Origin of the sequence: Streptomyces sp. HmicA12 (assembly GCF_000373565.1) — a bacterium.
Classification (GTDB): Bacteria; Actinomycetota; Actinomycetes; order Streptomycetales; family Streptomycetaceae; genus Streptomyces.
In genome coordinates this window covers 1-13,720 of the sequence record NZ_KB891816.1, presented here as the reverse complement: position 1 = coordinate 13,720, position 13,720 = coordinate 1, and the positions used below count along the sequence as shown (strand labels likewise).

The window sequence follows — 13,720 nt, the reverse complement described above, 5'->3', positions numbered from 1 at the left end:
CAGGGGGAAAGACCAGGCTGAAGCGGGGGAGCGCGGGATGGGGACAGCGACGAAAGAGGTGTCGGACGAGGTGCTCGCGACGGCGGCCGGGACGGTGACCGACAGCCGACCGGCAAATCTGAGTAAAAACGCTTATCCGGAGCTAACGGGCGAGGTGGCTATGGTAGGGGCTCCACTGGACACCACCAGAGCCGACAGGGGAGGTGCGGCTGCGCCTGTGGATCGGGGAGGAGTGCTGAGGCGCTTTCTCAGGTCGGCGGGTGAGCCGAAATCTGTGACCAACACCGCTGACCGATTCCGCACCGCTGACTCCGCGCAGACCGCGACCTTTGCCGCTGATGCGGAATCGCAGGCGTGGACTCCGCCCACCTGGGAGGAGATCGTCAGCACGCACAGTGGCCGGGTCTACCGCCTCGCGTACCGCCTGACCGGCAATCAGCACGATGCCGAGGACCTCACGCAGGAGGTCTTCGTCCGTGTCTTCCGTTCGCTGTCGACGTACACGCCGGGCACCTTCGAGGGCTGGCTGCACCGCATCACGACGAACCTGTTCCTCGACATGGTCCGCCGCAAGCAGCGCATCCGCTTCGACGCCCTGGGCGACGACGCCGCCGAGCGGCTGCCCAGCCGCGAGCCGTCGCCGCAGCAGGTCTTCAACGACGCGCACTTCGACGCCGACGTTCAGCACGCCCTGGACACCCTCGCGCCCGAGTTCCGCGCCGCCGTGGTCCTCTGCGACATCGAGGGGCTCTCGTACGAGGAGATCGCCGCGACCCTGGGCGTGAAGCTGGGCACGGTCCGCAGCCGTATCCACCGTGGCCGCTCGCAGCTGCGCAAGGCGCTGCAGCACCGCTCGCCGGAGGCCCGCAAGGAGCGCCGCTCCTTCGCGACGACGGGGGCGATCCCTGTCCTCGGAGGAGGGGGCGCGACCGCGTGAGTGGATCACGTCTCAATCCTGCCGACCACCAACTCACCGCCGCTGACCAGCATTTGGGAGACCGGCTGGCCGCGTTCGTCGACGGCGAGCTGGACCACGACGCCCGCGAGCGCGTCCTTTCGCATCTGGCGACCTGTGCCCGGTGCAAGGCCGAGGCCGACGCGCAGCGCCGCCTCAAGAGCGTCTTCGCCGAGGTGGCCCCGCCGCCGCCCAGCGAGAGCTTCCTCGCCCGCCTGCAAGGCCTGCCCGCCGGGGGTGACTCGGACGACGACGGATCGCCGTTCGGGGGCACCGGCACCGGCTTCGGCGCGGGCCGGGCTTTCGGCAACGTCCGAGGATTCGGGAACGGCGTCTTCGACGTGGACCCCGAGCCGTTCGGCTACGCACCGTCCGGCGTGCTTCCCGGCCAGCGCGGCTTCCGGATCCACGAAGTGGGCCGCGACCGGCACGACAGCGACCGCGCCTCGCGCGGGCGCCGCTTCGCGTTCGCCGCGGCCGGAGCGGTCTCGCTCGCCGCGATCGCGCTCGGCGGGGTCACCACAGGCGTCCCCGCGGACACCACCGACGCGCGCGGCGCCGGTTCCGGCAACAACAGCAACGTGACACCTCTGCGCAGCCAGGCGGTCGGCGCCGCGTCGACCCCGGAGGCCCAGCGCCGCAGGTCGCTCTCCCCGCTGCTCGGCCAGAGCGGCGGCGCCCTGACGGCACCGGTCTCCCCGACGGAGGCGAGCGCGCCCCTGTTGCCCGGCGGTGGCCATGCGGACAGCGCCGACTATCCGTTCTCGACCCCGATGCTCTCCGCGGCCGCCCGCATGACCCCCCTGATACGCCCCGCCGCCACCGTCCCCGCGGTCTCCATCGCCCTCGCCCCGGAAGCATCACCCGAGGCGACCGGCCTCGACGGACCCGCACAACCCTCCTTCGCCGCGGCGCCCGCGCCTTCGCCGACCGCGTCGTCCCGCCCGTCCTCCGCTCGCTGACGCCCCTGCGCCCGAGCCACTGAACCTGGTTGAATCCAGCTGAGGCCGCGCATCGGGTGCTGACCCGGGCGGCGCCGGTGGGAGCCCGCGGTGTGGTGCCGCGGGCCGGGTATGGGGAGAACGGCGAAGCATGGACGCGGACGAGGGCAAGCCCACAAAGGCCAAGTGGTGGAGCCGCCCCCGACCGAACGAGGGGCGCTCCGCGGCGGACGACGGCGACTGGCATCTGCCCGCCCCCGCGCCGGCCTCCGGCGGTGGACCGGACAGCCTTGCCGCGCCGCCCCCCGTCGACGACGGCACGGCCGCCCACGCGGCCACACCGCCCCCGGGCGAGCCCACTCCGACGAACAGCCGGCCCACCGGCACCGCGCAGGGCGCCTCGGGCAGCGGTCCGGGCGTGGACGCGGGGCCCGCTGACGCCGTAGCCACAGGTTCGTTCGCCTCGCCGACACAGCCGACACAGCCGACACAGCCGGCTGTCATCGCGGCGCCGGGGGCCGCGACCGGTGTTTCCGGGGAGACCGCGCCCGGTTTCCCGGCAGAGGCCGCAGCCCCGCGGAACGCGACGGTTCCCGGGGCGGTGGAAGGCAGGGCTGACGTCGACGTGGCCCGTCCCGTCCCCGGTGACGGGACGCGGCCCCCGCACGACCCCGACGCCTACAGCACGCCGCCTTACGGCGAGCCGGGGCCGTGGGCGGTCGCGCCGCCCGTGCAGCATCCGGGGGCGACCCCGGCGCACGGCACCGCGACAGTGCCGTACGAGGGAGGTCCGGGCGCGCAGCAACCCCCGTACCAGGGCACGCCCGTACCGCCGCCCGGGGGCCACTCGCCGGTCCCCGTCGGGCCCTGGCAGCAGTACGACCCCTGGGCCGGGCCCGTGTCGCTGTCGCAGAGCGGTGCGGCCGTCGGGGCGAAGCCACGGCGCGCGCGGCGCGGCCCGGTGCTCGGCGCCGTGCTGATCGCCCTCGTCTCCAGCGGGATCGGCGGCGCCATCGGCTCCTACCTGGAGCGCAACGGCGGGACGGACGTCGAACTCCCGCAGGCGGGCGCCGAGTCCACGCACCGGGCCCCCGGCAGCGTCGCCGGGATCGCCGCCAGCGCGCTGCCCGGCGTCGTCACCATCCACACCCAGGGCTCGTCCGAGCAGGGCACCGGCACCGGCTTCGTGCTCGACGACCGCGGCCACATCCTCACCAACAACCACGTCGTGGAACCCGCGGGCACGAGCGGCGAGATATCGGTCACGTTCGCCGGAGGCCAGAGCGCCGACGCCGAGGTCGTCGGGCACGACAGCGGCTACGACCTCGCCGTCATCAAGGTCGACGGCGTGCGCGGACTCAAGCCCCTGCCGCTCGGCAACTCGGAGAACGTGCAGGTCGGTGACCCGGTCGTGGCCATCGGCGCCCCCTTCGACCTCGCCAACACGGTCACCTCCGGCATCATCAGCGCCAAGGAGCGGCCCATCACGGCGGGCGGCGAGAAGGGCGACGGCAGCGACGTCAGCTACGTCGACGCCCTGCAGACCGACGCGCCCATAAACCCCGGCAACTCCGGCGGGCCGCTCGTCGACTCCAAGGCCCGCGTCATCGGCATCAACAGCGCCATCCGCTCCTCCGGCAGCGGCTCGGAGCTCGACGGCGGCCAGGCGGGATCCATCGGCCTCGGCTTCGCGATCCCGATCAACCAGGCCAAGCGCGTCGCCGAGGAACTCATCAACACCGGCAAGGCCACCCACCCGGTGATCGGCGTCACCCTGGACATGGATTACACGGGTGACGGCGCGCGCGTGGGCACCAAGGGCAACAGCGGCGGATCGGCCGTCAGCCCCGGCGGCCCCGGCGACCGGGCCGGCATAGAGCCACGTGACGTGATCACCGAGGTGGACGGCACCCGCGTCCACTCCGGCGAGGAGCTCATCGTCAAGATCCGCGCCCACCGCCCCAAGGACGAACTGGTCCTCACGGTCGAACGGGGCGGAAAGGAACAGAAGGTGACACTTGTCCTCGGCTCGGCCGACGGCAACTGAGGCGAACCCCGTCGAACCGGGGCGGCCGACCGGTCAAGGTCCGGCATAGGTGATCCTGGACGTAGCCCAGTGGCTACCAAACAGACAGGTACGCCGGGTACCGTGGACCGGTCCCCTGCCGGACCCTGCCGAAGACCTGCTACTGAAGACCGCCGCGGGCCGAGGACACGCTAGGAGTGCAAGGTGTTCAACGACATTGGCCTACCGGAGGTCATAGCGCTTGTTGTGCTGGCCGTGCTCGTGTTCGGCCCCGACAAGCTGCCGCAGGTCATCCAGGACGTCGCCCGCACCATCCGGAAGATCCGCGAGTTCTCGGACAGTGCGAAGCAGGACATCCGCAATGAACTGGGCCCGGAGTTCAAGGACTTCGAGTTCGAGGACCTGAACCCCAAGACGTTCATCCGCAAGCAGCTGGACAGCGACGAGCTGGGGCTCAAGGAGATCCGCAACGGCTTCGACCTGAAGAAGGAGATGGCCGAAGTCGGCGAGGCGGTGCACACCGTCGGTGACGTACGGGACGACGCGCCCTCCTCCTCCGGCGGCTCCTCCGGCGGTCGTATCGACATGACCAAGGGTCCTGACCTGGAGAAGCGTCCCGAGCAGTCGGAGCAGCCGGCCAAGGAGATCCCGCCGCCCTTCGACACCGACGCGACCTGAACCGTCTCCGAACGGCCTGAACCGCCCCGACGCGACCGGAACCACACCACTCGAAACCGGGCCCTCCAGGTGCGGTGTGGCATCCTGCCTTGTTGTTGCGCGGACCTGACGTGAGAACGCCCGAGGGGGGCGGGCCGCTCCGGTCCGTACGAGAGCGAGGAGGCGGCCGGGTACATGGAGACGACGAGTCGGGTGGGCGCGCAGGCGCCGGCCACCGAGGGGGCCGGTCAGGTTCCCACGGCCCGGCGCACGGTCGACGGCTACCTGCTGGCGCCCTTTCCGTGGTACGGCCTCGACGAGGCCTTCACGGGACCGCGTTGGCTGATGCAGGTCGGCACCACGGCGGACGGATCCGTCGAGCACGGTTCGATCGGGCACGGTGACGAGCCGTCCGTACGAAGCGAAGGTACGGAGGACACCGAGCGGTTCGCGGTCGTGGTGACCGTCGCCGCCAATCCGGTACGGCGCAGCTCCGACGGGACGGGTGTGCTGGAGGCGACCTCGGTCTCCTCGGCGGCCTGGCTCGCCGGGGTCGGGCTGCTCTCCTTCACCTGGCCGGGGCAGATGGACCACACGCTCCGGGACGACTGGCTGGACCAGCAGACCGAGACGGCGTGGGTCCTCGCGGACGACCTCCGGTCGGACGACTGGGCCACCTTGTCGCTGCCGGTGGACGGAGTGCCGACGGAGTTCCACTACCGGGAGTCCGAGTACGGGTGGGTGCTCGCCGGGTCCACGCAGGCCGGGGTGCACCTCGGGGCGTACGGGCGCGGCATGAGTGCGTACGGGCTGGGGTTCTCCGTGGTCAAGGACATCGCGGAGTACGCGGCGTAGCAGGTACGGGCCGCCTTCGGGCGGCCCGTGTTCCCCGTTCGAGTGCGGCTTTCGTCGTGGCGGGGCGCGCGGTTCCCCGCGCCCCTGAAAGGCCTGCGGCCCTCAGGGGCGCGATCCCCGCGACGCTCAGAACTTGTTGCGCGGCGTGATGCCCAGCGACATGCCCGACAGGCCGCGCTGGCGGCCGCCCAGCTTGTCCGCGATGGAGCGGAGCGCGGCGCCCGCGGGGGAGTCGGGGTCGGTCAGGACGACCGGCTTGCCCTCGTCGCCGCCCTCACGCAGCCGCACGTCGATCGGGATGGAGCCGAGGACCGGCACCTGGGCGCCCGTGGTCTTCGTGAGGCCGTCCGCGACCAGCTGACCGCCGCCCGTGCCGAACACGTCGACCATCTCGTCGCAGTGCGGGCACGGCAGGCCCGACATGTTCTCGACGACGCCGACGATCTTCTGGTGCGTCTGCACCGCGATGGAACCGGCCCGCTCGGCGACCTCGGCCGCGGCCTGCTGAGGCGTCGTCACGACGAGGATCTCGGCGTTCGGGACGAGCTGCGCCACCGAGATGGCGATGTCGCCCGTGCCCGGCGGGAGGTCGAGCAGGAGGACGTCGAGGTCGCCCCAGAAGACATCGGCCAGGAACTGCTGCAGCGCGCGGTGGAGCATCGGGCCGCGCCACACCACCGGCGCGTTGCCCGGGGTGAACATGCCGATCGAGATGACCTTCACGCCGTTCGCCGACGGCGGCATGATCATGTTCTCGACCTGAGTGGGCTTGCCGTCGGCGCCCAGCATGCGCGGCACCGAGTGGCCGTAGATGTCGGCGTCGACGACACCGACCTTCAGGCCGTCCGCTGCCATCGCGGCCGCCAGGTTCACGGTCACGGAGGACTTGCCGACGCCGCCCTTGCCGGAGGCGACCGCGTAGACGCGGGTCAGCGAGCCCGGCTTGGCGAACGGGACCTCGCGCTCGGCGGTGCCGCCGCGCAGCGCCGCGGCCAGCTCCTTGCGCTGTTCGTCACTCATCACGTCGAGGGTGACCTGGACGTCGGTGACGCCCTCGACGCGCAGGACGGCGTCCCGCACGTTGTTCTCGATCGTCGAGCGCATCGGGCAGCCCGAGACGGTCAGGTACACGGTGACCGCGACGACACCGTCCGCACCGATGTCCACCGATTTGACCATCCCCAGCTCGGTGATGGGTCGCTGGATCTCGGGGTCGTTCACTGTCGCGAGCGCCTCGCGCACCGCGTCTTCCGTAGCCATGCAACCGATAGTACGGCGCGGTAACCGGGGCACGGAAAGCCCCGTCAGCGGTCGTCTACGTCACGTCCGTGTTCGGTGTCCGCCGGGAATACCGCGGTGCGCTGCCGCTCCTCCAGTTCCTTGAGGAGGTCCTGCAGTTCGGAGCGGATCCAGTCGCGGGTGGCGACCTCGCCGAGACCGATCCGCAAGGAGGCCACCTCGCGGCTGAGGTACTCGGTGTCGGCGATGGACCGCTCGTTCTGCTTGCGGTCCTGTTCGAGGTTGACCCGGTCGCGGTCGTCCTGCCGGTTCTGCGCGAGGAGGATGAGCGGAGCGGCGTAGGACGCCTGGAGCGACAGCATCAGCGTCAGGAAGATGAACGGGTACTCGTCGAAGCGCAGGTCCTTCGGCCCGAAGATGTTCCACGCCACCCACGCGATGATGATCACCGTCATCCAGACGATGAACCGGCCCGTCCCGAGGAAGCGCGCGATGCGCTCCGAGATCCTGCCGAACGCCTCCGGGTCGTACTCGGGCAGCAGCTTGCGGCGCGGGGCGCGCGGCTGGTCCAGCCGGATGCGCGGGCGCCGCGGCGGCTCCCCCGGACGGTTCTCGTCACTCGCCATGGTTCACCTCGCCCGCGAGGTGGAACTCCTGCTCGCGCCAGTCGTCGGGGAGCATGTGGTCCAGGACGTCGTCCACGGTCACGGCGCCGAGCAGCGACCCGCTCTCGTCCACGACGGGCGCCGCCACCATGTCGTACGTCGCGAAGAACCCGGCGATCTCCGGCAGTTGGGCCCCCGGCGACAGCGCCTGCAGGTCCTCGTCCAGGATCGCGCTGACCAGCGTGTACGGGGGATCGCGCAGCAGCCGCTGGAAGTGGATGGTGCCGAGGTACTTGCCGGTCGGTGTCTCGTCCGGCGGCCGGCACACGTACACCTGCGCGGCGAGCGCGGGCGACAGGTCCGGGTTGCGTACGCGGGCGAGGGCGTCGGCGACGGTCGCGTCGGGCCGCAGCACGATCGGCTCGGTGGTCATCAGGCCACCCGCGGTCTTCTCCTCGTACGCCATCAGGCGTCGCACGTCGGCGGCGTCGGAGGGCCGCATCAGCGTGAGCAGCCGCTCCTTGTCCTCCTCCGGCAGCTCGCTGAGCAGGTCGGCCGCGTCGTCCGGGTCCATCTCCTCCAGGACGTCGGCGGCCCGCTCCTCCTTCAGCTGGCCGAGGATCTCGATCTGGTCGTCCTCGGGGAGCTCTTCGAGGACGTCGGCGAGGCGTTCGTTCGTCAGCGCGGCGGCGACCTCGACGCGGCGCTTGGGGGAGAGGTGGTGCAGCACGTTCGCCAGGTCGGCGGGGCGCAGCTGCTCGAAGGTCGCGAGGAGGTTCTCGGCGCCCTGCCCGTGCTCCTCCAGGGAGAACCCGTCGACGGCCGACCAGTCCACGGTCAGCGCCTCGCCCTTGCGCCGGAAGGTGCCGCCCTTCCCCTTGCGCACGAAGACCCGGTCGATCTCCCAGTCCCGGCGGGCCGGCAGCTGCTGCACGGACACGTCCAGGACGGTGACGACCTCCCCGGGCTCCCCGGAGTCCACGAGCCGCACCCGCCGGTCGAGCATCTCGCCGAGGACGAGGCGCTCGGTGGGGCGCTGCTCGAAGCGTCGTACGTTGAGCACGCCGGTGGTGATCACCTGGCCCGACTCGATGCCGGTGACCCGGGTCATGGGCAGGAAGATGCGGCGCCGCGTGGACAGTTCGACGACGAGGCCGAGGACGCGCGGCGGGCGCCGTCCCACCCGCAGCATGGCGACGAGGTCGCGCACGCGCCCGACCTGGTCACCGTTCGGGTCGAAGACGGGGACGCCCGCGAGGTGCGAGACGAAGACCCGGGGGGCGACTGCGGCCATCTGGTGCGCCCTCCTTCTCTCCGTGCCTTCGCGCTCTTGCATCCGTAAACGCCGGTGAATACGACCAATCCGTGGTTCAGGCTAGCCGGTCCCCGCCGGACACGCCCTTGCGCGGTGGACCGTCCGGACCCACACGGGTAACCGCAGATCGTCCCGGTACGCTGCCGTACTGCCGCCGAGCTTGTTGCCGTACGAGAGGTAGTACCGCCCGTGACCGCACTTCCCCTGGCCCGTCGTACCCGCAGGACGCTCTTGGTCGGCGTGATGTGCACGGGGCTCGCGGCCGGCCTTGCGGCGTGCGGCGACGATCCGGACGCGGGCACGAACGGCGTCGGCAAGCTGGAGCCCGCCAAGATCCAGTCCCGCACGGTCAAGGCGGCGCGGGGCGCGGACGCCGTGCACGTCGCCGGCACCGTGGTGAGCAGCGGCAGGACGTACAAGCTCGACATGCGGCTCAAGGACGAGGGCGGCTCGGGCTCGGTGACGACGGCCGGCAGCACCTTCCGGCTGCTGCGGGTCGGCGAGCACCTGTACCTGAAGGCGGACTCCGACTTCTGGACGCACTCCGACGACGACCAGGGCGCGCACGGCGAGGGCGACGCCGCCGGCAAGCTCGACGGCAAGTACGTGAAGGTTCCGGCCGGCGATCCCTCGTACAAGCGCCTGAGCACCTTCACCGACAAAGAGGTGCTGCTCGACGGGCTGCTGACGCTGCACGGCACCGTGGAGAAGGGGGACCGCCGGTCCTCCGGGGGCGTACGGACGATCGCGCTCACCGGGGACCAGGGCGCAGGCGGCACGCTCGACGTCTCCCTGGAGGGCACCGCGTACCCCATGCGCCTGGAGCGCGCCGGGGGCGCCGGGACGCTGCAACTGACCGAGTGGGGCCGGGACTTCGCGCTCCAGGAGCCGGAGTCGGGGGACACGGTGGATTACGGGAAAGCCCTGCCGGCGTCCTAGGCCGTCGTTCGCCGGTCTGCCGGTGGTGGGCTGGTCGCGCAGTTCCCCGCGCCCCTAGCGGGGCTTCCTCCGGGCCAGTAGCCGAGGAAGGCCCGCCGGGACCGGGTTCCGGGTGGTCGCCGACGACGGCAACGGCTGCGCGGCCAAAGACCCCTCCGCGACCGGAACCGACCCCGCACCCCGCACCGGCTCCAGGCGGAGCACCCGGCACTCGCGGGCCCACCGTTCGGTCATCGTCTCCGCGTCCGGGGCGTTCAGCCGCTTGCCCTTCAGTTCGGCGACGGCCGACTCCCACGCCTCGGTGCCCGCCGCCAGCTCCACGACCTTCGCCTGCCAGCCGACGAGCCGCCCGCCCTTGTCCTTGCTGCGCACGGTGACCGTGGCGGTGCCGCCGTCGACGAGGTCGGGCAGCGGCTGCTCACCGGGCCCGTCGCCGACGACGTGGGCCGCGCCCTCGTGCCACAGGTGCCACAGCGCCCGCTCGACACCCGCGGCGCCGCGCACCCAGATGAGCCCGGACTTCTTCGTGGCCTCCTCGACAAGGGCGACGTCGAGCAGTTCGGCAGCAGTCGTCATGCGGCAAGCGTAGCCACCGCCGTGCGGACCGTCGTAGCGGCTACAGCCAGCCGTTCCGCTTCAGGGTCCGGTGGATGGTGATGCACGCCGCGACGGTGACGGCGAGGACGAGCGGGTAGCCGAACCGCCAGTGCAGTTCGGGCATGTGGTCGAAGTTCATGCCGTACACACCGCACACCATGGTCGGCACGGCGACGATCGCGGCCCACGAGGTGATCTTGCGCATGTCCTCGTTCTGGGCGACGGACGCCTGCGCCAGGTTGGCCTGGAGGATCGAGTTGAGCAGTTCGTCGAAGCCGATGACCTGCTCCTGGACGCGCTCCAGGTGGTCGGCGACGTCACGGAAGTACTTCTGGATGTCCGGGTCGATCAGCCGCATCGGCCGCTCGCTCAGCAGCTGGAGGGGGCGGCGCAGCGGGGCGACCGCGCGCTTGAACTCCAGTACCTCGCGCTTGAGTTGGTAGATCCGGCCGGCGTCGGTGCCGCGCGGCCCGCCCTTGCCGGTCTGCGAGAAGACGTCGGTCTCGACCTCGTCGATGTCGTCCTGCATCGCGTCGGCCACCGCGAGGTACCCGTCGACGACGTGGTCGGCGATGGCGTGCAGCACCGAGCTCGGCCCCTTGGCGAGCAGCTCCGGCTCCTCCTGGAGGCGGCGGCGCAGGGCGCGCAGCGAACCCTGCCCGCCGTGCCGCACGGTGATGAAGAAGTCCCGGCCGGTGAAGCACATCACCTCGCCGGTCTCCACGACCTCGCTGGTGTCGGTGAGCTCGGTGTGCTCGACGTAGTGGATGGTCTTGAACACGGCGAAGAGCGTGTCGTCGTACGGCTCCAGCTTGGGCCGCTGGTGGGCGTGGACCGCGTCCTCGACGGCGAGCGGGTGCAGCCCGAACTCGGCCGCGATACCGGCGAACTCCTCCTCGGTCGGCTCGTGCAGACCGATCCAGGCGAAACCGCCGTCACGCTTCACCGCGTGCCGGGCCTCGCGCGGCGTGAGGCAGTCGCCGGACGTGACGCGCGCCCCGTCGCGGTAGACGGCGCAGTCCACGACGGCCGAGCAGGCCGACGGGTCGCGGGTGGAGTCGTACGAGGAGCGGGCCTCGTTCTCGTACGGGGCCACGCTCTTGCGCAGCGAGGGGCGGACGGCGGCTCGCAGATCGCGAATCATCGACATGGGCAGGCTCCTTCGCGGGCGGGAGCCACCACGGGGTGGTCGGAAGAATCGGAACTACCCGGAATGAGGACGTCCTGGCCAACCGGAAACCGGGACATGCTGCACGTCCACAAAGCGGGGAGCACCGCACCGACGTCGGGCGGCGGCTTCGCTTACTGATTCAGATCAGGAAGATCGGAAAGATCAGGCGGAAACGAAGTGCTCTTCCGGCATACGCGAACAGCCCGGTACACGGACGGCAAATGCTGCCGACTGCGCTGACTGCGGTGTGGGATGCGGGCCTAGCGGCCGGAAGAACGGGTGGTACTGCACGGTCGACTTCGATCCATGACAGCCCCACCTCCTCCGGCCGGTCCCCCGTGAGGGACGGTTCAATGGGTCGGGTTCCCCGAGGAGTGCCGAGGGCTCTTGAGGGCCTTCGGTGAGTGCGCTCTGCGCACCGTCCCGACCAGCGGCCAAGACTATCAGCCGACTGAAGACCCGGGGCTCGTCTTTACCCGTTCCAAACGAGTTCTATGCTCGCGGGATGGGAGATGTTCTTGAGCTTGTAGAGGCCAGGCTGCGCACGGCTCTGGGCGAGCCGGACGCGCGCGCCGCGGTCACGTTCCTCGGCACCGACCGCATCGAGGTGCTGCGTTTCAGCGACAGCGCTCAGAACGTCGTCCGTTACGCGACGCTCGGCATGTCGGCGGCCCCGATGGCCGACCCGACGGCGGCCCTCGCGGACCCGGTCAGGGGCCCGCGCGCGGAACTGGTCCTGACGGTCCGTGCCGGTCTCGCCGACACCGACAAGGTACTCCGCCCGCTCGCCGTACTGGCCGCCTCGCCGCAGGTGGAGGGTGTGATCGTGGCGCCGGGTGCCTCCCTCGACGTGGGGGAACCGCTGTGGCCCGACGCCCCGTTCACGTCCGTCCTCGTGGCGGAGCCGGGCGGGCTCGTGGAGGACCTCGATCTGGACGAGCCCCTGGACCCCGTACGGTTCCTGCCGCTTCTGCCCATGACGCAGAACGAGGCGGCGTGGAAGCGGGTGCACGGTGCGGCCGCGCTCCAGGAGAAGTGGCTGAACGGCGGAACGGACCTGCGCGATCCGCTGCGCAGGTCCGTGTCCCTCGACTGACGTCTAGGGCTTGCTCCGGCGGATCAGGTCGCATTCCGGGCGGCCCGCGCATTCCTGTGCCAGAGACCGCGCCCGCGACAAGATCCGCCGGACAGGCCCTAGTGCTGGATTCCTCAAAGGCGGTACTCAAAACGGCGCCGGAGGGTGCGGGTGGGTGGGGGTGGTCGGCCCCAGATCCAGGGTTTGGCGCGGGCGTTGAGCTGGGCGGTTGCCACGGCGGTGACCTCGGCGATGTCGTCAGGGCCGCAGAAGGAGCGTCCTGCCAGCGCGGCCTTGCGGAAGATGCGCCACCAGCCTTCCTGGAGGTTGAGCCAGCAGGCCCCCACCGGGATGAACGCGTGGAAGATCCTCGGGTGATCCTCGAGCCACTCGAGGGTGGACTTGCTGTTGTGAGAAGACAGGTTGTCGGTCACGATCCAGATCGGCCCAGCCGGGTTGGCGTCCTCGACCTTGTGGAGGAACTGCTGGTAGTTGACGCTATTGCGGGAGGAAGCGGTCGTGGTGATCTCGATGCCGTCGCGCACCCGCAGCCCTCCGTAGACCCAGGTCTTCTCCGGACCGCGGCTGTAGTCGAGCTCCGCCTTGATCCGGTGCCCGTCCGGTGACCAGCCGGGCGCGGGCGCAAAGGCGCGCGGGATGACCGGCCCGAGTTCGTCCGCGCAGATCACCGTGGCGTCCGATGGCGGGTCGGTGTAGAGGCCGACGATCCTCGTCCTTTTGGGGCGAACTCCGGGTCACGGCTGGTGGTCCAAGTGCGGGTACGGCGCCAGCGCACGCCCTCGGCCAGCAGGATCCGCCGGACCTGGGACCGTCCCACCTGAATGCCCTCGGCCTGGGCGGTGGCGGCCAGGGCGTCCAGGGTCCACTCCTCCGGCCCGGTCACGTCGGCCGCCCACAGCTCGTTAGACGGCTGGACCTCCAGCCGTCCGGGCGGGGCCAGCTTGACCAACGCGATGATGCGGGATCGTTCGTCCTCGGTGATCCGGCGCTTGCGCCCGCACCCGGGCCGGTCCCCGAGCCCGTCCAGGCCCTGAGCGTTGAACCGGCACAACCACTTGCGGACCGTCTTGTGATGGCAGCCCAGCCGGGCCGCGATCACCGGAACGCGCAGGCCATCCCAGCTCAGCGCGATGATCCTCGCCCGCAGGATCCAATCGGCCGGCGCGTGCCTCGCCCCGGCCAGCCTGCGGACCTTGATCTCCTCCGCCTCGTCCGAAGCCGGACGGGCCAACAGCAACTTCGGCACAGCAACTCGCCCCCGAGCAGCCCGAATCAGCACCCCTCATGACTACACCTACCCCGCCAAAGAGGAATCCAGCACTAG

General features: G+C 71.0%; 13 protein-coding genes and 1 pseudogene. 7 read left to right on the top strand and 7 right to left on the bottom strand.

Features of this window, described 5'->3' with window-relative positions:
* Positions 1-232 precede the first annotated feature (232 nt).
* The 5 genes from sigE (at position 233) to B072_RS0124805 (ending at position 5,434) form a co-directional block, all read left to right on the top strand.
* Complete coding sequence (gene sigE, locus B072_RS0124825) at positions 233-937, top strand: RNA polymerase sigma factor SigE (protein ID WP_051127284.1); 705 nt, start codon at positions 233-235, stop codon at positions 935-937.
* Complete coding sequence (locus B072_RS0124820; RefSeq protein WP_026246260.1) at positions 934-1,917, top strand: anti-sigma factor family protein; 984 nt, start codon at positions 934-936, stop codon at positions 1,915-1,917. Before sigE ends, B072_RS0124820 begins: the two co-directional genes overlap by 4 nt.
* A 130-nt stretch (positions 1,918-2,047) precedes the next feature.
* The gene (locus B072_RS0124815) at positions 2,048-3,943 is read left to right on the top strand and encodes a S1C family serine protease (protein WP_018532646.1); all 1,896 of its coding nucleotides are present in this window, start codon (positions 2,048-2,050) and stop codon (positions 3,941-3,943) included.
* 183 nt (positions 3,944-4,126) lie between these two features.
* Positions 4,127-4,600, top strand: a complete 474-nt coding sequence (locus tag B072_RS0124810) for a sec-independent translocase (RefSeq protein ID WP_026246259.1) — start codon at positions 4,127-4,129, stop codon at positions 4,598-4,600.
* 174 nt (positions 4,601-4,774) lie between these two features.
* Entirely contained in the window at positions 4,775-5,434 is a 660-nt protein-coding gene (locus tag B072_RS0124805) for a hypothetical protein (protein ID WP_026246258.1), read from the top strand.
* Between the two features lie 126 nt (positions 5,435-5,560).
* On the opposite strand, the gene B072_RS0124800 is transcribed toward B072_RS0124805, so the two are convergent.
* From B072_RS0124800 to B072_RS0124790, 3 genes and pseudogenes are all read right to left on the bottom strand, one after another.
* A complete protein-coding gene (locus B072_RS0124800; RefSeq protein WP_043244656.1) occupies positions 5,561-6,694 on the bottom strand; it encodes an Mrp/NBP35 family ATP-binding protein in 1,134 nt (377 codons plus the stop codon).
* A gap of 44 nt (positions 6,695-6,738) precedes the next feature.
* Positions 6,739-7,288: pseudogene (locus B072_RS43995) on the bottom strand (DUF1003 domain-containing protein); the annotation flags it as partial.
* Positions 7,289-8,572, bottom strand: a complete 1,284-nt coding sequence (locus tag B072_RS0124790; RefSeq protein ID WP_018532641.1) for a magnesium transporter MgtE N-terminal domain-containing protein — start codon at positions 8,570-8,572, stop codon at positions 7,289-7,291.
* A 210-nt stretch (positions 8,573-8,782) separates the two neighbouring features.
* Between B072_RS0124790 and B072_RS0124785 the strand changes: the two genes are divergently transcribed.
* Complete coding sequence (locus B072_RS0124785) at positions 8,783-9,532, top strand: hypothetical protein (RefSeq protein ID WP_026246257.1); 750 nt, start codon at positions 8,783-8,785, stop codon at positions 9,530-9,532.
* 54 nt (positions 9,533-9,586) lie between these two features.
* On the opposite strand, the gene B072_RS0124780 is transcribed toward B072_RS0124785, so the two are convergent.
* The gene (locus tag B072_RS0124780) at positions 9,587-10,108 is read right to left on the bottom strand and encodes a hypothetical protein (RefSeq protein WP_018532639.1); all 522 of its coding nucleotides are present in this window, start codon (positions 10,106-10,108) and stop codon (positions 9,587-9,589) included.
* A 40-nt stretch (positions 10,109-10,148) separates the two neighbouring features.
* Positions 10,149-11,279, bottom strand: coding sequence for a magnesium and cobalt transport protein CorA (locus B072_RS0124775; protein ID WP_018532638.1), 1,131 nt, complete (start codon positions 11,277-11,279; stop codon positions 10,149-10,151).
* 526 nt (positions 11,280-11,805) lie between these two features.
* On the opposite strand from B072_RS0124775, the gene B072_RS0124770 reads away from it, so the two are divergent.
* A complete protein-coding gene (locus tag B072_RS0124770; RefSeq protein ID WP_018532637.1) occupies positions 11,806-12,396 on the top strand; it encodes a suppressor of fused domain protein in 591 nt (196 codons plus the stop codon).
* Positions 12,397-12,509: 113 nt separating this feature from the next.
* Here B072_RS0124770 and B072_RS0124765 read toward each other — a convergent pair whose 3' ends face one another.
* Positions 12,510-13,064 (bottom strand): transposase, encoded by a 555-nt coding sequence (locus B072_RS0124765; protein ID WP_018529727.1) that lies wholly within the window; start codon positions 13,062-13,064, stop codon positions 12,510-12,512.
* Positions 13,061-13,642 (bottom strand): helix-turn-helix domain-containing protein, encoded by a 582-nt coding sequence (locus tag B072_RS0124760; protein ID WP_018529728.1) that lies wholly within the window; start codon positions 13,640-13,642, stop codon positions 13,061-13,063. The genes B072_RS0124765 and B072_RS0124760 overlap by 4 nt, the downstream gene beginning before the upstream one ends.
* Positions 13,643-13,720 lie beyond the last annotated feature (78 nt).

Coding starts and splice junctions, on each gene's coding strand:
- B072_RS0124815 (WP_018532646.1), top strand. CDS start 2,048: ATGGACGCGGACGAGGGCAAGCCCACAAAGGCCAAGTGGTGGAGCCGC.
- B072_RS0124805 (WP_026246258.1), top strand. CDS start 4,775: ATGGAGACGACGAGTCGGGTGGGCGCGCAGGCGCCGGCCACCGAGGGG.
- B072_RS0124800 (WP_043244656.1), bottom strand. CDS start 6,694: ATGGCTACGGAAGACGCGGTGCGCGAGGCGCTCGCGACAGTGAACGAC.
- B072_RS0124790 (WP_018532641.1), bottom strand. CDS start 8,572: ATGGCCGCAGTCGCCCCCCGGGTCTTCGTCTCGCACCTCGCGGGCGTC.
- B072_RS0124780 (WP_018532639.1), bottom strand. CDS start 10,108: ATGACGACTGCTGCCGAACTGCTCGACGTCGCCCTTGTCGAGGAGGCC.
- B072_RS0124775 (WP_018532638.1), bottom strand. CDS start 11,279: ATGTCGATGATTCGCGATCTGCGAGCCGCCGTCCGCCCCTCGCTGCGC.
- B072_RS0124770 (WP_018532637.1), top strand. CDS start 11,806: ATGGGAGATGTTCTTGAGCTTGTAGAGGCCAGGCTGCGCACGGCTCTG.